The sequence below is a fragment of the Salinicola sp. LHM genome (assembly GCF_034479735.1).
GTDB lineage: Bacteria > Pseudomonadota > Gammaproteobacteria > Pseudomonadales > Halomonadaceae > Salinicola > Salinicola salarius.
In genome coordinates this window covers 568029-587433 of record NZ_CP140261.1, presented here as the reverse complement: position 1 = coordinate 587433, position 19405 = coordinate 568029, and the positions used below count along the sequence as shown (strand labels likewise).

The following is a 19405-nucleotide window of genomic DNA, read 5'->3' as shown; positions in this document are numbered from 1 at the left end:
GACCGATACGCACGGCGCGGATTCACGACTTGTCGTCGACGGCAAGATCCGAACCGTCGTCGAGATGCGGGCCGGGGTCGAAATAGATCGCCTGGCCGTCGACCTCGCGGGTATCCACGGAGGGAACCACCGAAAGGCCGGACTGCAGCCGCCACAGCTGCTCCTCGGGGCCGGTGACGCGAATCTTGACCGGCACGCGCTGGACGATCTTGTTGAAGTTGCCGGTGGCGTTGTCCTGCGGCAGCAGGCTGAACTGGGTGCCGGTGGCTGGCGCCACACTGTCGACCTTGCCGGTGAACTCGATGTCAGGATAGGCGTCCACTTCCAGCGCTACCGGCTGGCCGACTCGCATTCTTCCGATCTGGGTCTCCTTGTAATTGGCGACCACGTAGGCCGTCTGGACGGGCACCAGTTGCATCAGGGTGAGCGAGGGCTGGGCCAGATCACCGGGCTCGACGGTGAGATTGCCGATCACGCCGTCGCGTCTGGCGACGATACGGGTCTTCTCCAGCTGGCTTTGGGCGTAGTCGATATCGGCCTGGGCCGCCTCGCGATTGGCCTTGGCGCTGTCGATCGAGGCCTGGTCCGCCGACAGCCGACGCTTCGCCGACTCGACGCTGGCCTGGCGCGCCGCCAGCGTCGCCTGGGCAACCCGCAACGTCGCCTGATCGTCCTGCAGCTGCTGGCGCGAGGCGTAATTGTTCGCTGCCAGCGATTGTGAGCGCTCGAGATGCTGGCGCGCCTGGGCAACGTCCGACTGGGCCGAGGTCACCTGGGCCTGCGCTTCGTCGATACTGGCCTGGTCAAGATCGACCTGGCGCTCGGCCTGGGTCACGTTGGCAGTGCTGACGGCCAGCTGCGCCTGGGATTGCGCCAGCTGGCTACGGGTATCGCGGTCGTCGAGCTGGACCAGCAGATCGCCCTGCTTGACGCGCTGGTTGTCTTCCACCGCCACCTCGGTGACCCGCGCACTGATTTCGGCGCGCACGGCGACGCTATCGGTATGCACGTAGGCGTTGTCCGTCTCGACGAAATAGCGGCCGGTCTGCCACCAGTGCCACGCGAAAATCAGCGCCACGATCACCGCGATCAGTATCACTGCCGCCGAATAGAGTTTCTTCTTGATCTTCATGCCGAGCCTATTTTCATGCCGGAGACGCACACCCACTTAATGTGTAGTGTAGACTACACTATCTTTTTAAAAACGCCACCGGGCCACCGAAATCGGACCACGCCGGCACGAGGAAGCGCCATGTCATCGCCAGCCCCCAAAGACTCCCCACCGACGACCGAGCGCGGCCGCCAGCGTCGGGATGCCCTGCTCGACGCAGCGCAACGGCTGTTCCTCGAACATGGCTATGGTCAGGTCAGCGTCAACGATATCGTCGCCCAGGCTGGCGGTTCCCTCTCCACTCTCTATCGCCACTTCGGCAACAAGGAAGGGCTGTTTCAGGCAATGATCGAACGCCGTTCGCATCATATCTACGACACCCTGACCGCCGAAACCGTCGACGAACTGCCCATCGAGGCCGCGCTGCAACGCCTGGGGATCGACCTGCTGATCAAGGTGATGGACGAGGAAACCCTGGGGATCTATCGCGAGGTCGTGGCGGAAAGCCCTCGCCAGCCGCCACTGGCCCGGCTGTTCTTCGACGGCGGTCCGGGCCGCGTACGCCGTGCGCTGGCGGACTACTTCGAGCGCCGGATGCAAAGGCAGCTCATGCCGGCCTGCAATGCCGTCGAACTCGCCGGCATCTTTCTCGGCATGCTACTGGGCGAATGGCACCTCATCCGCGTGCTGCAACTGGAATCGCCGCCCTCACGGGCGGCGATGGAGAAGCGCGTCACGCGTTGCGTCGATCTGTTTCTGCGCGGCGCGATGGCGGCTCGAGCGGAATAGCCCGCCGCACCACGCGCTACCAGAACATCACCGGGACGCGATCAGATCAGCGATCTTGATCGGCATGTCTCGGATCCGCTTGCCGGTGGCGTGGTAGACGGCGTTCGAGATCGCCGCCGCCATGCCGGTGATCCCGATCTCGCCGATACCCCGGGCGCCGAACTCGTTGAAGTTGTAGTCGGGGTTGTCGAGCAGCTCGACCTCGATATCGGGAATGTCGGCATGCACCGGCACGATGTAGTCGGCGTAGTTGTTGTTGTAGATGTTGCCCGCTGAGTCGTACTCGGTCTCCTCGAACATGCCCATGCCCATCCCCATCACGATCGCCCCTTCGACCTGGTTCCTGGCAGTCAACGGGTTGATCGCCCGGCCGACGTCGATCGTGCTGACCACACGAGAGACCCGCAGGCGTGAAATGCCCGGGTCCCAGCGTACCTCGACGAAGTGGGCACCGAACGAGCGAAACGAGAACTTGTCCTGCTCTTCGCCCGGCGCCGCGCTGGCCTCGCCTTCCGCCATGCCGCGCTGCAGCTTGTCGAGCAGCTCGGCGAAGGAGAGCGTCTGGCTGCCGTCGTTGAGCGTGCCGTTCTCGAACGTGAGCGCATCGGCTTCCTTGCCCTCGAAAGGCGCGCCGTCGGCGATCGCGAGCTGCTTGAGCTGTTCGATCGCGTCGCGGGTCGCTCCGGCCACCGCCGGCAGCGTGGTGGCGGTCGCCATCGAACCGCCGGAGAGCGGCCCGGCCGGCAGGGTCGAATCGCCCAGCTTGACCTCGATGCGCTCGAGCGGCACGCCGGTCAGTTCGCTGGCGGTCTGGGCGACGATGGTATAGGTGCCGGTGCCGATATCCTGGGTGCCGCAGGCGACCTGCACCTTGCCGTCGGCGCGCAGTTCGACCCGGGCCTTGCAGTGGCTGCGCATCGCCTCCCAGGTGGCATCCGCCATGCCCCAGCCGATGATCTCGTGACCATCGCGCATCGAGCCGATCTGCGGATTGCGCTTCTCCCAGCCGAAGCGCTTGGAGGCGTCGTCCCAGCATTCGCGCAGATGGTTGCCGGACCACGGCAGATCGGCGGAAGGATCGCGCTCGGCGAAGTTCCTGCGACGCAGCTCCAGCGGGTCCATGCCGAGTTCGATCGCCATTTCGTCCATGGCGATCTCCAGCGCCACGCTGCCCGACACTTCGCCCGGCGCGCGCATCGAGGTCGGCGTGCCGTGATTGACCTGGACCCGGCGCTGCGACACCGAGACGTTGTCGCAGGCGTAGACCCGTGGCGTGCCGCTGCCGACCGACTCGGTATAGGCATCGACGAACGAGGTCTCGTTCTGGCTGTCGTGGCGGATCGACAATAGTTTGCCGTCGCGGTCGGCGGCCATGCGAATGCGCTGGCGCGAAGCCGGGCGGTTGCCGGCGCTGCAGAAGTTCTGCTGGCGCGACAGCACCGTCTTGACCGGCCGGCCGACCATCTTCGCGGCGACGGCGGTGATCACCGCATGCGGCCACATGAACAGCTTGCTGCCGAAGCCCGAGCCGATGTAATGCGCGATGACGGTGACCTTCTCCGGCGGAATCCCGAATATCTGCGCCATGGCGTTGCGCTGGAATACCACGCCCTGGGTGGATTCGTAGATGGTCAATCGATCGCCATCCCAGGTCGCGTTCGAGGCATGCAGCTCCATCGCCACGTGGGTTTCCATGGCGATGGTGTAGGTGTGATCGAACTTGACCGGCGCCGACTCGAAGGCGCCTTCCGGGTCGCCCCGCGACACCGATTCGTCGCCGGCCTCCTCGCCTTCGTCATCGGTCTGGAACAGCCCCGGCACCGCCGTTTCCTCCTCGTAGCGCGCGGTAACCAGCCGTGCGGCGGCACGCGCATGCTCGAAGGTGTCGGCGATCACCATGGCGATGTACTGGCCTTCGTAGTGAATGCCGTCGTCCTCGAACGGCAGACGCGCTTCGCCGACCTTGTTCTGCTCCGCCATGGTGTTCGGCGAGTGGAACAGGCGGCCTTCGGAGCCGCAGGCCGGGTTGTTGTCGGAATGCTGCAGCGCGGGGAAGTTGCCGCGATGGACGATCTCGATCACGCCCGGCGCCTGGCGCGCCGCATCGAGATCGAGCCCCACGAGCCGGCCGCGGGCAATGGTGCTCGGTACCGGATAGCCATAGACCTGACCGGGCAGGTTGTGATCGGCGGCGTAATCCGCCTTGCCGGTCAGCTTGAGTTCACCGTCGATGCGGGTCGTGCGGTGACCAATGATTGATTCCGTCATCGTTGCCTCTCCTTAGCGCTGTGCGGTCACCGTCGCGAGAGCGCGGACGATCGCCTGCTTCGCCAGTGGAATCTTGAACGCGTTGTCGCGATGCGCCACGGCGCCGGCCATGGCCGCCTCGGCCGCTTTCTCGAACGTCTGCTCCGTCGCGGGCTGGCCGCTGAGCGCCGCTTCCGCCTCATGAGAGCGCCACGGTTTGGTGCCGACGCCGCCCAGGGCGATGCGCGCTTCACGGATGGTATCGCCGTCCAGGGCCACCACGGCGGCACAGGAAGCCAGCGCGAACTCGTAGGACATCCGGTCGCGCAGCTTGAGATAGTGGCCCCTGGCGCCGTCGATCGGGGCGTCGAGGGTGACGTGGGTGATCAGCTCGCCGTCGTTGAGAGCATGCTCGCGCTCGGGGGTCTCGCCCGGCAGCAGGTGATAATCCTCGAAGGCAATGTCGCGCTGGCCTTGCGGTCCTTCGACGCTGATCGTCGCGCCCAGCGCAGTCATGGCCACGCACATGTCGGAGGGGTGGACGGCAATGCAGTGATCGCTCGTTCCCAGCACCGCATGGTTGCGGTTGATGCCTTCCAGCGCGCCACAGCCGGAGCCGGGTTCGCGCTTGTTGCACGGCCGCGCCGGGTTGCGGAAGTACGGGCAGCGGGTGCGCTGCATGACGTTGCCGGCCGTGGTGGCTACGTTGCGCAGTTGGGTGGAGGCGCCGGACAGCAGCGCCTCGGACAGCACCGGATAGTCGGCGAGGACACGCTCGTGGTAGGCCAGGTCGGTATTGGTCACCAGCGCGCCGATCTTGAGCCGGCCGTCGTCGAGCGATTCGATGTCGGTCAGCGGCAGCCGGTTGACGTCGACCAGACGCTGCGGGCGCATGATGTCGAGCTTCACCATGTCGATCAGGTTGGTGCCGCCGGCGATGAAATCGGCGCTGTGGTCGTTGCCATGCAGAGCGGTCGCCTCGGCGACATCCCCGGCGCGCTGATAGTCGAAGTTACGCATACAGGAAGTCCTCCTCAGGCCTTGGCGCGCGCGGACTGGACCGCACTCAGAATGTTCTTATAGGCGCCACAGCGACAGATGTTGCCGCTCATCGCCTCCTTGACCGAGGCATCATCGCTGCCGATGCGCTTGTCATTGAGCATCGATACGGTCGATATCATCTGCCCGGCCGTGCAGTAGCCGCACTGGTAGGCGTCGTGCTCGAGGAAGGCTTCCTGCACCGGATGGAGCTGGCCATCGCGAGCGAGTCCTTCGACGGTGGTGATCTCGCAGCCCTCGTGCATGACCGCGAGCGTCAGGCAGGAGTTGGCCGAGTGGCCGTCGATCAGCACGGTGCAGGCGCCGCACTGACCGTGATCGCAGCCCTTCTTGGTGCCGGTCAGGTCGAGGCGTTCGCGCAAGGCATCGAGCAGCACCACGTTGGGCTCGACCTCCAGGGTGACGGGTTCGCCGTTGAGCGTCAGGCTGACCGTCACGGTATTGCTGGATCGCGAAGCGTCGCGGGGTTGCAAAGCGTCATCGGGGGAATGCACGGAATCGTCCATCATGCCGGCTCCTCATCGGGGGTCGAAGACCGCAGCGCTTCAGCGCGTCACTGCGCTGCGCCACGGTTCGTTGTCTTGGGCAGTCACCTCGAGCGGAAGACCCGAGTCTGATCTGGGCCACGGGCCCGAGCCCTGCTGGAACGGCTCGAGCCAGGCCGGAACACCGCAGACGAACACCGACCGCGTTTCGGTCGGCAAACAGGCCTTTCGTCACGGGATACCAGGCGGCGTCATGCTGTCAGGACATCGACGCCGCCTTGCCAACACAGCATAGACACCACATCCCGATCCCGCTCGACGGCCGGCCAAGAAATTTCGTCGCCTCTTCCCCCAACACGTTCGACTTCCGCTAAGCTCGTCGGCTAACGATTTCTACCGGTTGCTCGGGTCGATGAATACTCTGTTCTTGGTTCTGATTCTGCTGTTGGTCGCTTCAGCGACCGGGGTGATTGCACGATTCGTCCCCTCTCTCCCCACACCTCTGGTGCAGATCTTTCTCGGTGCCCTGCTGGCGTGGCCAGCCTCGGGGTTGCATGTCGAACTGGAGCCGGAAATTTTCTTGCTGCTGTTCATTGCACCGCTGCTGTTCTCCGATGCCCGGCGCTTCCCCCAGCGTGAATTCATGATCCTGCGCGGGCCGATCCTGGCCCTGGCGCTGGGGCTCGTGCTGTTCACGGTGATCGGCGTCGGGTATTTCATTCATCTGCTTTTCCCGACGCTGCCGCTGGCAGTCTGTTTCGCACTGGCCGCGATTCTCTCCCCCACCGATGCCGTGGCGGTCTCGTCGATCTCGGGGCGCCTGCCGGTGCCGCCGAGACTGATGAGAATCCTCGAAGGCGAGTCGCTGATGAACGACGCCTCGGGTCTGGTCGCGTTCAAGTTCGCCGTCGCCGCCGCCCTGACCGGAACCTTCTCGCTGGCCGATGCCACCCTGAGCTTCCTGCTGATCTCGATTGGCGGCCTGATCGTGGGAGGTCTGCTGGCTTTGGGCTTCAACTTTCTGCGCACACGGTTGATCGAGCGCCACCTGGGCGACGCCACCACGGTACAGGTCATCCTGCTGGTGCTGTTGCTGCCCTTCGCCGCCTACCTGCTGGCGGAGCATCTGGGGATGTCCGGCATTCTCTCCGCCGTAGCCGCCGGCATGGTGATGAACCGCGCCGACATCAAGCGCGTTGGTCAACTGCATGCCCGCATGCAGACTCAGAGCGTATGGGAGATGCTCGAGTTCGTGCTCAACGCCCTGGTCTTCCTGCTGCTGGGTTTCCAACTGCCCGCGATCATCAGCGGCGCGCTGGACCATTCGCTGCATGACGTCGGCGACTACGAATTCCTGCGCCTGCTGGGCTACGTGGCCGCAATCTCGATCGCCCTTCTCATCTCGCGCTTCGTCTGGATCTGGCTCGCCAGTGCCACGGGACGTGGACTGTCGCGATTGATGGCCGCTCTCAAGCGGCAGCCACATCCATCCTCTGCGGGCGATACGGGGCGCGTTCCGTTCAAGCTGATGCTGGCGGCGACGCTTGCCGGGATCCGCGGCACGATCACGTTGGCAGCGGCGCTGTCTCTTCCGCATTTGATGAACGATGGCACCGACTTCCCGGCACGAGAGCTGCTGATCTTCCTGGCCACCGGCGTGATTCTGTTTACCTTGATTACGGGCAGCATCGGGTTGCCGCTGGTACTGCGCAATCTCAGGATCCCCAACGACACTCATGAATTCGAGGAAGAACGCAAGGCGCGCATCGCCGGTGCCGAAGCCGCGATCTATCGCATCGAACGCTATCACCACGACCGCACGGGCGAATTCGCCCGCAGCCATATCAACGACGAAACGATCCTCGCCTTCAACGAGGTCAGCTCGCAGTTGATGAACTACTATCGCGAACGACTGACGCTCCACTCGGCCGATACGGCAACACCACAGCTTTCCGCCTCACGCCAACTGGAGCGCGAGACTCGCCTGGAAGCGCTGCGTGCGGAACGGCGCCAGTACTACAAGATGCGCCAGCGTGACCGCATCAACGATAATGTCCTGCGAAAACTGGTCCGCGAGGTCGATCTGGCCGAAGCCGCCCTGACCAGTTATCAGAGCACGTCACACCATTGATCCACGAGCCAGCGTCAGCCGCTCACTGACTGAACAGATTTGGGAGAGAACTGCATGATCCGCTCCGTCGTTCCACGCACGGCAAAGCTACGACGCATCCTGGCAACCACACTGGCCTCCCTGGCCATCAGTGCCCCGGTCCTGGCGCAGGAACCGGCCGCCGAGGTGCCGGGGCTCATCGTCGCCAGGAGCGATGCCAGCGTTCACGACACGGCCTCGCGCTTCGCCGAGCAGGTCCGCACCAGCGGCATGACCGTGTTTGCCCGTGTCGACCATCGCCAGAGCGCGATGTCCCGCAGCATGGCGTTGCTGCCCAACGAAGTCATCATCTTCGGTGATCCCAAGACCGCCACGCCGCTGATGCAATGCGCGCCCACCGCCGGCATCGACCTGCCGATGAAGGCGCTGGTCTGGCAGGACGACGACGGCCAGACCTGGCTCGGCTACAACGACCCCGCATGGATCGCCGAACGTCATGGCGCCACCGACTGCCCCGCCATCGGACCGCTGCAGCAGGCGATGCAGAAGCTCGTCAAAGCGACGTTGCAGCAGTAGTAGCATCAAACCCGTAAAAGCGAGATCGAAAAAACCGCCGCCCTCCGGTTTGGCATTTCCGGAGGGCGGCGGCTTGCGTTTACCGCCAAGGGATTCACCTCAGGCAAATCGTGCCAGTCGATGTATCACGCGCTCTGCGTCTGTCTATCTGTTATGCGCTGCGCGCCTCTTTATTCACTACGCGCTTTGCGTACGGGGCACGTCGTCCATCAGCTTGTCGAGGGTGATCGGCAGTTCGCGGATGCGCTTGCCGGTGGCGTGATGGACCGCGTTGGCGATGGCGGCCGCGAGGCCGGTAACGCCGATCTCGCCGATTCCGCGGGCGCCGTACTCGTTGAACGCCAGATCCGGATAGTCGAGCAGGATCACGTCGATCTCCGGCTGGTCGGCATGCACCGGCACCACGTATTCGGCGTAGTCGTTGTTGACCGGCCGCGCGTTGCGCTCGTCATACTCGGTGGCCTCGAACAGGCCCATGCCGATGCCCATCACCACGGCGCCTTCGACCTGATTGCGCGCGGTGGTCTCGTTGATCACGCGGCCCACGTCGATGGCGCTGACCACCCGCGCCACGCGCAGGTGCGAGATACCCGGATCCCAGCGCACCTCGACGAAATGGGCGCCGAAGGAGCGGTAGGAGTACTTCGAGTCGGCGGCTTCGGTATGCGCCTCCCCGTCGGCGCTGCCGTAACGACCGGCCTCAAGTATCTCGGCGAAGCTCACCTGCTTGCCGTCGGCATTGCGCAGGCCGCCGTTGGCGACTTCCAGATCATCGCCGGACGCCCCGGCGAAGGCGCCGTTGCTGCCAGTGGCGTAGCGCTTCATCTCGTCGAGCGCATTGCGCGCCGCCCCGGCGATGGCCGGCAGCGTGGTCGCCGTCGCCCAGGAGCCGCCGGAGACCGGGCCATCCGGGTAGGAGGAGTCGCCGAGCTTGACGGTGATGCGATCGATCGGGATGCCGGTCACGTCGCTGACCGTCTGGGCCACGATGGTGTAAGTCCCGGTGCCGATGTCCTGCGTGGCACAGGAGGCGAACGCCGTGCCGTCGGCGCGAATCGAGACGCGCGCGTCGCAGGCCATCTTCAGCGCTTCCCAGTTGCACGCCGCCATGCCGTAGCCGACGATCTCGCGACCCTCGCGCATGCTGCCGATCTTCGGATTGCGATCGGCCCAGCCGAACCGTTCCGCCGCCCGTTTCGTCGCTTCGACGATATGATTGCTCGAGAAATCCAGATCCTTGCTCTCGTCGCGTTCGGCATAGTTGTCGAGACGGAACTGCACCGGATCGACCCCGGCAGCGTCGGCCATCTCGTCGATCGCGGATTCGAGCGCGAACAGCCCCGGCGCCGCACCTGGCGCACGCATCGAGGTCGGCGTACCGCGATTCACCTGGGTGGTCTCGTGGCTCACCGTCAGATTGGGGCAGCTGTAGAGGCTCTTGGTCACGCTGCCGCAGGTCTCGACATACTGATTGACGAACGACGTCGTATTGATCGACTCGTGACGCAGCGAGACCAGCTTGCCGTTTTCGTCCGTGGCCAGCCGCAGGCGCTGGCGCGTTTCCGGCCGGTGACCGGTGGTGGTGAACATCTGCTGGCGCGGCACGACGAGCTGCACCGGACGCCCCAGCTCGCGGGATGCCGCCGCAGTGGCGATGGCGTGCGGCCAGGTCCACAGCTTGCTGCCGAAGCCGGAGCCGATGTAGGGCGCATGCACGGTGATCCGCTCCGGCGGCATGGCGAAAATCTTGGAGAGCGCCCCTTTCGCCACGACCACGCCCTGAGAGGCGTCGAAGATCGTCAGATCGCCGTTGTCCCACCACGCCGTGGAAGCGTGCATCTCCATCGGGTTGTGGGTCTCCACCGGCGTCCGATAGGTCACGTCGATGGTGGTCGCCGCGCTATCGAAGGCCGATGCCGCATCGCCACGCTCATGATTGCCGCTGCCCGCCTGGGTGCCGTTGGCTTCGAGGCCCTGCTCGAGATTGGCCACGGCCTTGTCGGTCGCGTAGGTCACCTTGACCCGGCGCGCTGCCGCCCGCGCGTTCTCGAAGGTATCCGCGACCACCAGCGCCACGAATTGCCCTTCGTAGTAGACACGTTCGTCTTCGAACGGCAGCCGGGTCTCCTCGACCTTGTTGCCCTGGGCCAGGCTCGACGGCGTGTGATAGAGCGTCGGGAAGTGGCCGTGGTGGAAGATGCCGATGACCCCCGGCATGTTGCGGGCTTCGTCGACGCTCAGCTGTGAAACCTTGCCGCTGGCGACGGTGCTGAAGACGCCATAACCATAGGCCAGGTTCGGCGGAAGATTGTCGGCGGCGTAGTTGGCGCGGCCGGAGAGCTTGTCCGGACCGTCGATACGCGGCACGCCCGCGCCGATGATGCTTTGCTGTTTGTCGCTCATGTCGATTCTCCTCGCGGGCGGCTCAGGCGGTGGTCAGGTCGGTCAAGTCGACCAAGTTGCGCACGATGGCCTGCTGGCCGAGCGGGATCTTGTAGCCGTTGTGGGCGTAGGCGATGGCGCTCTCGAAAGCGAGCTTTGCGGCGTCGGCAAACACGGCTTCGCTCGCGGCCTTGCCCTTGAGCGCCGCTTCCACTTCCGGCGCGCGCCATGGCTTGGTGCCGACGCCGCCCATCGCGACACGGGCCTCGCGGATGGTGTTGCCATCCATCCGCACGATCACCGCGCTGGAGGCGAGCGCGAACTGGTAGGACTGACGGTCGCGCAGCTTGAGATAGCCCGACCGGCTGCCCTCGAGTGGCGCATCGAGAACGACGTGGGTAATCAGCTCGCCCGGTTCCAGCGCGTGCTCCCGTGCCGGCGTGTCGCCCGGCAGCAGGTGGAAGTCTGCGAAGTCGATCTCGCGCTTACCATCGGGCCCTTCGACCTCGACGGTTGCGCCGATCGCGATCATCGCCACGCACATGTCCGAGGGGTGCGTGGCGATACAGCTGTCGCTGGTGCCGAGCACCGCGTGAACCGTGCGGTTGACGCCGCCGATGGCGGCACAGCCACTGCCGGGTTCACGCTTGTTGCAGTCGGAAACGCCATCGCGGAAATAGGGGCAGCGCACCCGTTGCATGACGTTGCCGCCGGTCGTCGCCTTGTTGCGCAACTGGGTCGACGCGCCCGCCAGCAGCGCCTGGGAAAGCACGGCGTAGTTCTCGACCACTCGCTTGTCCCGCGCCAGTGCGGTGTTGGTCACCATCGCGCCGATGCGCAGCCGGCCGTCGTCGAGGCGCTCGATCTCGTCGAGGGCGACGCCATTGATATCGACCACCTTGTGCGGCTGCATGACATCGAGCTTGACCAGATCCAGCAGCGTGGTGCCCCCGGCCAGAAAGGCAGCATCGCGATCGCTGCCGTGGGCGGCGACCGCCTGCTGCGCGCTCTCGGCACGGGCGTATTCGAAATGTCTCATGCGTTGCCTCCCTTCACGGCGCCTCGAGCAGACTGAATGGCCGCGACGATGTTCTTGTAGGCGCCGCAGCGGCAAATATTGCCGCTCATCGCCTCGCGCACGTCGGCATCGTTGGTGCCGATGTCATCATCCTGCAGGATCGCCACGGCGCTCATCATCTGGCCAGCCGTGCAGTAGCCGCACTGATAGGCGTCGTGCTTGAGGAAGGCTTGCTGGATGGGGTGCTGCTGTCCGTTCTTCTCCAGCCCTTCGACGGTGGTGATTTCGTCGCCGTCATGAGTGACCGCCAGGCTGAGGCAGGAGTTGATCGCCGTGCCGTTGACCAGGATCGTGCAGGCACCGCACTGGCCATGGTCGCAGCCCTTCTTGGTCCCGGTGAGCCCGAGGCCGTGACGCAGCGCGTCGAGCAGGATCACGTTGGGGGTCACGTCGAGCTGCTGACGCTGGCCGTTGACGGTCAGCGTGATGCGCTGCTTGCCTTTCGCGGGCGGTGCGTCGGTCTGCGTGCCGGGCTCGTCCGGCGAGCCGGCGTAGCTCACCTGGGAAAGCGCCGGTGCCGCCGCCACTGCCAGACCGGAGATACCGGCGGTCTGCAGGAAACGCCGGCGACCGGGGGAGCTTGGCCGTACCGAGCTGCTTTCGGGATCGTAGATGTCTACGCCCGCACTCGAACGCTGGTTGTCGTCCATGGAATCATCCTCATCGGTTTCCGCCCGATCGTTTTCGTTATGGATATCGGTGTCATCAATATCGAGATCGCCTCACATGTCCCGCGCTTCTGAGCAGGCGAGGCGGCACAGGTGGCGAGAGTTCGCTAGCCGGAATGTCGGGCAATCCCTGCCGTGTCAGGCGGCAAAGAGCTCTTTGATTTACAAATATCCATTCAACTTAGGAGAGGACGCGAAGCCGCGCAAAGCGTTGCAGCGGATTCAGGAGTAATCCGCCGCGATAGAGGAGGATTGGGCATAAGCAACGATACTCCCGACGACTAGCCTTTTTACCTACACTGCCGTATGTTTGGCCGGATACGCTTCGTCACAGGGATATGAGACATGACAGCTTCACGCAATGGCATCTGGTTGCTGGCGCTCGCCGCGAGCAGCGTCGCCGTCAGCTCGGCAGCCCTCGCCGCCCAGCCCGAGTGGGAAGGCACCGTGGGCGCCGGGGCGATCTACAGCCCGGATTATCTGGGCAGCGACGACTACGAATGGAACGCTTGGCCGTCGCTGGATGCCACTTACGGCGATACGTTCTTCGTCAGCGTGACCGACGGCATCGGCTGGAACGTCATCAAGCAGGACAAGTGGCGTGTCGCGCCGTTCATCGGCTACACCTTCGGCCGCGACGATACCGGCGACATCGACGATCTCGAGCAAGTCGATGGCGGTGCCACAGCCGGACTGCGCGTCAGCTACCTCGATGACGCCTGGCGCTACAGCGCCGCCGCGGAAACGCCGTTCACCGGCGATGTCGACGGCTATCGCGTCAGGTTCAAAGCAACTCACATCACCAAGCTCAGCGAACGCATGGCCTTCACCATCGGTCCGCGCTTCGAATACACCAGCGCAGACTGGACCGAAGACATGTTCGGCGTCTCGCGTGGCGAAAGCGTGCGCTCGGGTATCGACGCCTATGACCCGGATGACGGCTATTTCGCCATCGGCGGCGACGCGTCGCTCAGCTATTACCTCACCCGGCAGTGGTCGGTTACCGGCTTGGTCGGCGTCTCGCGCCTGACCGGCGACGCCGAGGACAGCCCGATCGTCGACGATATCGGCGATGCGACGCAGTGGCGAGCCGGCGCTTTCGTCAATTATCATTTTTAAATCGTAGACATAAAAGCGCCCGCCTCGGTGTCAGCCAAGGCGGGTGCTGTCGTTTCTCGGAGGTCGTTTCTCGGAGAAAGAAGCAGGAAAGCCTAGCGCCGCTTCAGCTCGGCGCCGAATTCGAGCATCCGATTCAGCGGCACCAGGGCACGCTCGGCGATAGCCGGGTCGACGTGAATCTCCTGGCCGCAGCCGTTGGCGTCTTCCAGCACCGCCAGCGTGTTCTCCAGGCCGTTCATCGCCATCCACGGGCAGTTGGCGCAGCTTCTGCAGGTGGCGCCGTTGCCCGCCGTGGGCGCTGCCATGAACGTCTTGCCAGGCATCAACTGCTGCATCTTGTAGAAGATGCCGCGGTCGGTGGCGACGATGAAGCTGGGATTGTCGAGCTTCTGCGCCGCCGCGATCAACTGCGAGGTGGAGCCGACCACGTCAGCGATCTCCACCACAGAGGCCGGGGACTCCGGATGGACGAGCACCGCAGCTTCCGGATGCAGCGCCTTGAGATCGACAATCCCCTTGGCCTTGAACTCGTCATGGACGATGCATTCGCCCTCCCAGCAGAGCACATCGGCCCCGGTACGCTCGCGGACGTGATTGCCCAGATGGCGATCCGGCGCCCACAGGATCTTCTCGCCCTGCCGGTCCAGATGATCGATCAGCTCGACCGCGATCGATGAGGTCACGACCCAGTCGGCCCGCGCCTTCACCGCCGCCGAGGTATTGGCGTAGACCACCACGGTGCGATCCGGATGCTGGTCGCAGAAGTCGGAAAAGGCGTCCGCCGGGCAGCCGATATCCAGCGAGCAGGTCGCTTCCAGCGTCGGCATGAATACCCGCTTCTCGGGGCTCAGGATCTTGGCAGTCTCGCCCATGAAGCGCACCCCGGCGACGATCAGCGTCGTCGCCGGGTGATCCTTGCCGAAGCGCGCCATCTCCAGCGAGTCGGCCACACAGCCGCCGGTGGCTTCCGCCAGCGCCTGGATCTCGGGATCGGTGTAGTAGTGCGCGACCAATACCGCATTACGGGCCTTCAGCTGCGCCGCGATGCGTTCCCGATAGTGCGCCCTGGCGCTCTCGTCGAGCGTCGGCTGGGCATGCCCCGCCAGGTGCTCGCGAACCCGATCCCGTTCCAGCTCCGCCATCGCTTTGTCTCCGTCAGTCCTGCAGCCACTCGGTGTGGAAGATCCCTTCCCGATCGACGCGCTTGTAGGTGTGAGCGCCGAAGAAGTCGCGCTGGGCCTGGATCAGATTGGCCGGCAGTTTCTCGCTGCGATAGCTGTCGTAGTAGGCGATCGCCGAGGAGAACGTCGGCACCGGGATGCCATTCTGGACGGCATGAGCGATCACGTCCCGCAGCGCCGATTGATAGTTGCCGGCGATCTCGCCGAAGTACGGCGCCATCAGCAGGTTCTTGAGCTCGGGATTTTCCTTGTAGGCATCGGTGATCTTCTGCAGGAAGCGGGCGCGGATGATGCAGCCGGCGCGGAACAGCTTGGCCACTTCGCCGTAGTCGAGGTTCCAGTCGTAGTGCTCGGAAGCGGCGCGCATCTGGGCGAAGCCCTGGGCGTAGGAGGCGATCTTGCTGAAGAACAGCGCCTTGCGCACTTTCTCGATGAACTCGGCCTTGTCGCCTTCGAGCGGGGTCTCCTTGGGGCCGGTGAGCACCTTGGAGGCGGCGACACGCTCGTCTTTCAGCGCGGAAATGAAACGTGCAAACACCGACTCGGTGATCAGCGGCAGCGGCACGCCGAGATCCATGGCGCTCTTGCTGGTCCACTTGCCGGTGCCTTTCTGGCCCGCGGAGTCGAGGATGATGTCGACCACGTCCTGGTCGCTCTGGTCATCCTTCTTGGTGAAGATCCTGGCGGTGATATCGATCAGGTAGCTGTCGAGTTCGCCCTGGTTCCATTCGCTGAAGATCTCGGCCAGCTCGGCGTTCGACAGCCCCAGCGAGCCCTTGAGAATCGAATAGGCTTCGGCGATCAGCTGCATGTCGCCATATTCGATGCCGTTGTGAACCATCTTGACGTAGTGGCCGGCACCGTCCGGACCGACGTAGCTGACGCAGGGCTCGCCATCTTCGGCGCGCGCGGCGATCTTCTCGAGGATCGGCGCGACCATGTCGTAGGCTTCCTTCTGGCCGCCCGGCATGATCGACGGGCCTTTCAGCGCGCCTTCCTCGCCACCGGAGACACCAGTGCCGATGAAGTTGAAGCCCGCTTCGGAGAGCTCCTTGTTGCGGCGGATGGTGTCCTCGAACGGCGTGTTGCCGCCGTCGATCAGGATGTCGCCCTTGTCCAGATACGGCTTGAGCGACTCGATCGTCTTGTCGGTGGCATCGCCCGCCTTGACCATCAGCAGAATGCGACGCGGCGTTTCCAGCGAGGCGACGAACTCCTCGACGCTGTAGAACGGCACAAGCTTGCGGCCTGGGTTCTCCTGCATCACTTCGTCGGTCTTCTCCCGCGAGCGGTTGAAGATCGACACGGTGTAGTCGCGACTTTCGATGTTGAGGGCGAGATTGCGGCCCATGACGGCCATGCCGACGACACCGATTTGCTGTTTGGCCATTACCTTGTGCTCCTTGCGAAAAAGGCCGCCGCGCCATGCTGTGTCCAGTCTTCGAGAGAAACGAGCGCGCTCGGAACGCTTCGACACAGTCTGGCACGGCGATTCATGATGACAGTAGTGTAAAACAGAGAGGCAGATCCGCCGAATCGCCATTCCCTATTCGCTCCTCCTGCAGCGACAACGGCAAGAAACTGCAGGGGAAGCGATCCGCGTAGACATCGCAGGCTCGAGCTGAAAAGTCGGCGAGCGCAGCCAGTTTTCAGCCGAGCCTAGTGGGCTTCGTCCCAATTGACCCCGCTATTGGCCTCGACGATCAGCGGCACGTTGAGCCTGGCGGCGTTTTCCATCCGCTGGCGGATCGCGACGAGGAAGCCGTCGACCTGGCTCTCCTTGACCTCGAACACCAGTTCGTCGTGAACCTGCATCACCATCCAGGCATCGAACTCCGCCCCACCCTGGGCCGGGTTGAGCCAGTGGTGCACGTCGATCATCGCCAGCTTGATGATATCCGCCGCGGTGCCCTGCATCGGCGCGTTGATCGCGGTGCGCTCGGCGGCCTGACGGCGGGCGTGGTTCTGTGCCTTGATCTCCGGCAGGTAGAGCCGGCGGCCGAACACGGTCTCGACGAAGCCATCCTCGCCGGCCTGAGCGCGGATGTTGTCCATGAAGCGGGCAACGCCTGGATAACGATCGAAGTAGCGATCGATGTAGACCTTGGCCTGCTTGGCTTCGATGTGCAGCTGCCGGGAGAGCCCCCAGGCGCTCATGCCGTAGATCAACCCGAAGTTGATCGCCTTGGCGCTGCGGCGCTGGTCCGAGGTGACCTTGTCGAGCGCCACGCCGAAGACCTCCGCCGCGGTGGCGGCGTGAATGTCGCGGTCGTTGGCGAAGGCGTCGAGCAGGCCCTTGTCGTCAGAAAGGTGCGCCATGATCCGCAGCTCGATCTGCGAGTAGTCGGCGGCGACGATCCGATAGCCCTCGCGGGCGACGAACGCCTGGCGGATCTTGCGACCCTCTTCGGTCCGGATCGGGATGTTCTGCAGGTTGGGGTCGGATGATGAGAGCCGCCCGGTCGCGGTCACCGCCTGGTGGTAGCTGGTGTGCAGCCGTCCGGTGGCCGGGTTGACCAGGCGCGGCAGCTTGTCGGTGTAGGTCGATTTCAGTTTGGTCATGCCGCGATGCGCCATGATCAGCTTGGGCAGCGGATAGTCCAGCGCCAGCTCCTCGAGCACCGCCTCCGCCGTGCTCGGCGCGCCCTTGGGCGTCTTCTTGATCACCGGGATCTTCTGCTCCTCGAACAGAATCTCCGCCAGCTGCTTGGGCGAGCCGAGATTGAACTCCTTGCCGGCGAGCTCGAACGCCTCGGTCTCGAGCTCGCGGATGCGCCCTTCCAGCTCCTGGCTCTGGGCGTGCAGGCGCGTGGCGTCCAGCGCCACCCCTTGACGCTCGATATGGGAAAGCACCGGGATCAGCGGCCGCTCCAGGGTATCGAGCACCTCGGCCAGCCGTCCGGCTTCCTCCACCTTTGGCCGCAATACCTGGTGCAGACGCAGGGTGATATCGACATCTTCGCAGGCGTAGGGCACCGCTTCTTCGAGCGCGATCTGGTTGAAGGTGAGCTGCTTGACGCCCTTGCCGGCGATCTCCTCGAAGCTGATGGTCTTCTCGCCGAGATACTTGAGCGCCAGCGAATCCATGTCGTGACGCGTCGCCGTGGAATTCAGCACGTAGGATTCGAGCATGGTGTCGTTCAGCGCGCCGGCCACCCAGATCTGGTAGCGCGCCAGCACCGAGATATCGTACTTGAGGTTCTGGCCGATCTTGCCGATCGCCGGATTTTCCAGCAGCGGCTTGAGCGCCGCCAGCACGGCGGCCCGGTCGAGCTGCGCCGGCGCGTCGAGATAGTCGTGACCGACGGGGATGTAGGCCGCCTCGCCGGGTTCCAGCGACAGGCCGATACCGACGATATCGGCTTCCATGTAATTGAGGCTGGTCGTCTCGAGGTCGAAGCAGAACGCTTCGCTGGCTTTCAGCCGCTCGAGCCAGGCATCGAACTCCTCCTGCGTCAGCAGCGTCTGGTCGTGGCGCGCCGGCTTGGTCAGCGTCACCTCCTCGTCGATTTCGGACCGGCCGGCCTTGCCCGCGCCGACGTCATCCACGCCTTCGTCCTTGCCCTCGAGCAGCTCGGTCAGCCAGTTCTTGAACTCGAGCCGCTGATAGAGCGCCTTCAGCGCCTCGCGATCGGGCTCGGCCAGATGCAGGTCGTCGAGCCCCACCGGCAGCTCGCAGTCGGTCTTGATCGTCGCCAGTTCGTAAGAGAGATAGGCCTGTTCGCGGTTGGCCTCGAGCTTCTTGGGCATCGTCTTGGCGCCACGGAAGCTCAAGGTCGTCACGCGGTCGAGATCGGCGTAGATCGCGTCCAGGCCACCACCCATGCCCTGCAGCAGACCCAGCGCCGTCTTCTCGCCCACGCCGGGTACGCCGGGGATGTTGTCGACCTTGTCGCCCATCAGCGCCAGGTAATCGATGATCAGCGACGGCGGAATGCCGAACTTGGCCTCGACGCCGGCGACGTCCAGCGTCTCGCCCTTCATGGTGTTGACCAGGGTGATGTGCTGGTTGACCAGCTGGGCCATGTCCTTGTCGCCAGTGGAGATCACCGCGTCGCGGCCGGACTCGGTGGCCAGCCGCGCCAGCGTGCCGATCACGTCGTCCGCCTCGACGCCCTCGATGCACAAAAGCGGCAGGCCGAGCGCGCGCACGCAGTCGTGCAATGGCTCCACCTGCGGGCGCAGGTCGTCCGGCATCGGCGGGCGGTGCGCCTTGTACTCGGCGAAGATCTCGTCGCGGAAGGTCTTGCCCTTGGCGTCGAATACCACTGCCATGGGGCTGTCCGGATACTGCTTGATCAGGCTCTTGAGCATCGCGAGCACCCCGCGCACGGCGCCGGTCGGCTGACCATCGGAGGTGGAGAGCGGCGGCAGCGCGTGGAAGGCGCGATAGAGGTAGGACGATCCGTCGACGAGGACGATGGGGGCATCTGCCATGAGCTGCGTGATCCGTGGCTGGCTTTCGATGCCCACATGATACGCAAGCCACGGCTCGCCGTCAGGGCATCCACCCCCTGCGTCCCCCAGGGGGAAAGCGATACAATGAGAGAAGGCAATGAGGGAAAGCGATGAACCGGCCGGTTCGGATCCGATGGATCCG

At 64.5% G+C, this 19405-nt stretch carries 14 protein-coding genes; 4 read left to right on the top strand and 10 right to left on the bottom strand.

Features of this window, described 5'->3' with window-relative positions:
* Positions 1 to 22: 22 nt before the first annotated feature.
* Positions 23 to 1132, bottom strand: coding sequence for an HlyD family secretion protein (locus tag R5R73_RS02870; protein WP_322528723.1), 1110 nt, complete (start codon positions 1130 to 1132; stop codon positions 23 to 25).
* Positions 1133 to 1252: 120 nt separating this feature from the next.
* On the opposite strand from R5R73_RS02870, the gene R5R73_RS02865 reads away from it, so the two are divergent.
* Positions 1253 to 1900 (top strand): TetR/AcrR family transcriptional regulator, encoded by a 648-nt coding sequence (locus tag R5R73_RS02865; protein ID WP_322528722.1) that lies wholly within the window; start codon positions 1253 to 1255, stop codon positions 1898 to 1900.
* Positions 1901 to 1927: 27 nt separating this feature from the next.
* Here R5R73_RS02865 and R5R73_RS02860 read toward each other — a convergent pair whose 3' ends face one another.
* From R5R73_RS02860 to R5R73_RS02850, 3 genes are read right to left on the bottom strand one after another with little or no spacing between them, the layout of a single operon-like run.
* A complete protein-coding gene (locus R5R73_RS02860) occupies positions 1928 to 4168 on the bottom strand; it encodes a xanthine dehydrogenase family protein molybdopterin-binding subunit (RefSeq protein ID WP_322528721.1) in 2241 nt (746 codons plus the stop codon).
* Positions 4169 to 4180: 12 nt separating this feature from the next.
* On the bottom strand, positions 4181 to 5167 hold the full coding sequence (locus tag R5R73_RS02855) for a xanthine dehydrogenase family protein subunit M (protein WP_322528720.1): 987 nt from the start codon (positions 5165 to 5167) through the stop codon (positions 4181 to 4183).
* Positions 5168 to 5181: 14 nt separating this feature from the next.
* Positions 5182 to 5715 (bottom strand): (2Fe-2S)-binding protein, encoded by a 534-nt coding sequence (locus R5R73_RS02850; protein WP_322528719.1) that lies wholly within the window; start codon positions 5713 to 5715, stop codon positions 5182 to 5184.
* Between the two features lie 388 nt (positions 5716 to 6103).
* Between R5R73_RS02850 and R5R73_RS02845 the strand changes: the two genes are divergently transcribed.
* Entirely contained in the window at positions 6104 to 7822 is a 1719-nt protein-coding gene (locus R5R73_RS02845) for a Na+/H+ antiporter (protein ID WP_110636497.1), read from the top strand.
* Between the two features lie 54 nt (positions 7823 to 7876).
* Positions 7877 to 8377 carry a DUF302 domain-containing protein gene (locus tag R5R73_RS02840; protein ID WP_110636494.1) on the top strand — a complete coding sequence of 167 codons (501 nt, stop codon included), beginning with the start codon at positions 7877 to 7879 and terminating at the stop codon, positions 8375 to 8377.
* Between the two features lie 177 nt (positions 8378 to 8554).
* On the opposite strand, the gene R5R73_RS02835 is transcribed toward R5R73_RS02840, so the two are convergent.
* From R5R73_RS02835 to R5R73_RS02825, 3 genes are read right to left on the bottom strand one after another with little or no spacing between them, the layout of a single operon-like run.
* Positions 8555 to 10780 (bottom strand): xanthine dehydrogenase family protein molybdopterin-binding subunit, encoded by a 2226-nt coding sequence (locus R5R73_RS02835; protein WP_322528718.1) that lies wholly within the window; start codon positions 10778 to 10780, stop codon positions 8555 to 8557.
* A 22-nt stretch (positions 10781 to 10802) separates the two neighbouring features.
* A complete protein-coding gene (locus R5R73_RS02830; protein ID WP_322528717.1) occupies positions 10803 to 11798 on the bottom strand; it encodes a xanthine dehydrogenase family protein subunit M in 996 nt (331 codons plus the stop codon).
* Positions 11795 to 12487, bottom strand: coding sequence for a (2Fe-2S)-binding protein (locus tag R5R73_RS02825; RefSeq protein WP_322528716.1), 693 nt, complete (start codon positions 12485 to 12487; stop codon positions 11795 to 11797). The genes R5R73_RS02830 and R5R73_RS02825 overlap by 4 nt, the downstream gene beginning before the upstream one ends.
* Positions 12488 to 12850: 363 nt before the next feature.
* Here R5R73_RS02825 and R5R73_RS02820 point away from each other — a divergent pair, with 363 nt between their 5' ends.
* Entirely contained in the window at positions 12851 to 13624 is a 774-nt protein-coding gene (locus R5R73_RS02820; RefSeq protein WP_322528715.1) for a MipA/OmpV family protein, read from the top strand.
* A 92-nt stretch (positions 13625 to 13716) separates the two neighbouring features.
* Here the strand turns inward: R5R73_RS02820 and nadA are convergent, their stop codons facing one another.
* From nadA to polA, 3 genes are all read right to left on the bottom strand, one after another.
* Positions 13717 to 14766, bottom strand: coding sequence for a quinolinate synthase NadA (nadA, locus tag R5R73_RS02815; RefSeq protein ID WP_322528714.1), 1050 nt, complete (start codon positions 14764 to 14766; stop codon positions 13717 to 13719).
* A 13-nt stretch (positions 14767 to 14779) separates the two neighbouring features.
* Positions 14780 to 16195 carry an NADP-dependent phosphogluconate dehydrogenase gene (gene gndA, locus R5R73_RS02810; protein ID WP_322528713.1) on the bottom strand — a complete coding sequence of 472 codons (1416 nt, stop codon included), beginning with the start codon at positions 16193 to 16195 and terminating at the stop codon, positions 14780 to 14782.
* Between the two features lie 269 nt (positions 16196 to 16464).
* Positions 16465 to 19242 carry a DNA polymerase I gene (gene polA / locus R5R73_RS02805; RefSeq protein WP_322528712.1) on the bottom strand — a complete coding sequence of 926 codons (2778 nt, stop codon included), beginning with the start codon at positions 19240 to 19242 and terminating at the stop codon, positions 16465 to 16467.
* Between the last annotated feature and the right edge of the window lie 163 nt (positions 19243 to 19405).

Coding starts and splice junctions, on each gene's coding strand:
- R5R73_RS02870 (WP_322528723.1), bottom strand. CDS start 1,132: ATGAAGATCAAGAAGAAACTCTATTCGGCGGCAGTGATACTGATCGCG.
- R5R73_RS02865 (WP_322528722.1), top strand. CDS start 1,253: ATGTCATCGCCAGCCCCCAAAGACTCCCCACCGACGACCGAGCGCGGC.
- R5R73_RS02860 (WP_322528721.1), bottom strand. CDS start 4,168: ATGACGGAATCAATCATTGGTCACCGCACGACCCGCATCGACGGTGAA.
- R5R73_RS02855 (WP_322528720.1), bottom strand. CDS start 5,167: ATGCGTAACTTCGACTATCAGCGCGCCGGGGATGTCGCCGAGGCGACC.
- R5R73_RS02850 (WP_322528719.1), bottom strand. CDS start 5,715: ATGATGGACGATTCCGTGCATTCCCCCGATGACGCTTTGCAACCCCGC.
- R5R73_RS02845 (WP_110636497.1), top strand. CDS start 6,104: ATGAATACTCTGTTCTTGGTTCTGATTCTGCTGTTGGTCGCTTCAGCG.
- R5R73_RS02840 (WP_110636494.1), top strand. CDS start 7,877: ATGATCCGCTCCGTCGTTCCACGCACGGCAAAGCTACGACGCATCCTG.
- R5R73_RS02835 (WP_322528718.1), bottom strand. CDS start 10,780: ATGAGCGACAAACAGCAAAGCATCATCGGCGCGGGCGTGCCGCGTATC.
- R5R73_RS02830 (WP_322528717.1), bottom strand. CDS start 11,798: ATGAGACATTTCGAATACGCCCGTGCCGAGAGCGCGCAGCAGGCGGTC.
- R5R73_RS02825 (WP_322528716.1), bottom strand. CDS start 12,487: ATGGACGACAACCAGCGTTCGAGTGCGGGCGTAGACATCTACGATCCC.
- R5R73_RS02820 (WP_322528715.1), top strand. CDS start 12,851: ATGACAGCTTCACGCAATGGCATCTGGTTGCTGGCGCTCGCCGCGAGC.
- nadA (WP_322528714.1), bottom strand. CDS start 14,766: ATGGCGGAGCTGGAACGGGATCGGGTTCGCGAGCACCTGGCGGGGCAT.
- gndA (WP_322528713.1), bottom strand. CDS start 16,195: ATGGCCAAACAGCAAATCGGTGTCGTCGGCATGGCCGTCATGGGCCGC.
- polA (WP_322528712.1), bottom strand. CDS start 19,242: ATGGCAGATGCCCCCATCGTCCTCGTCGACGGATCGTCCTACCTCTAT.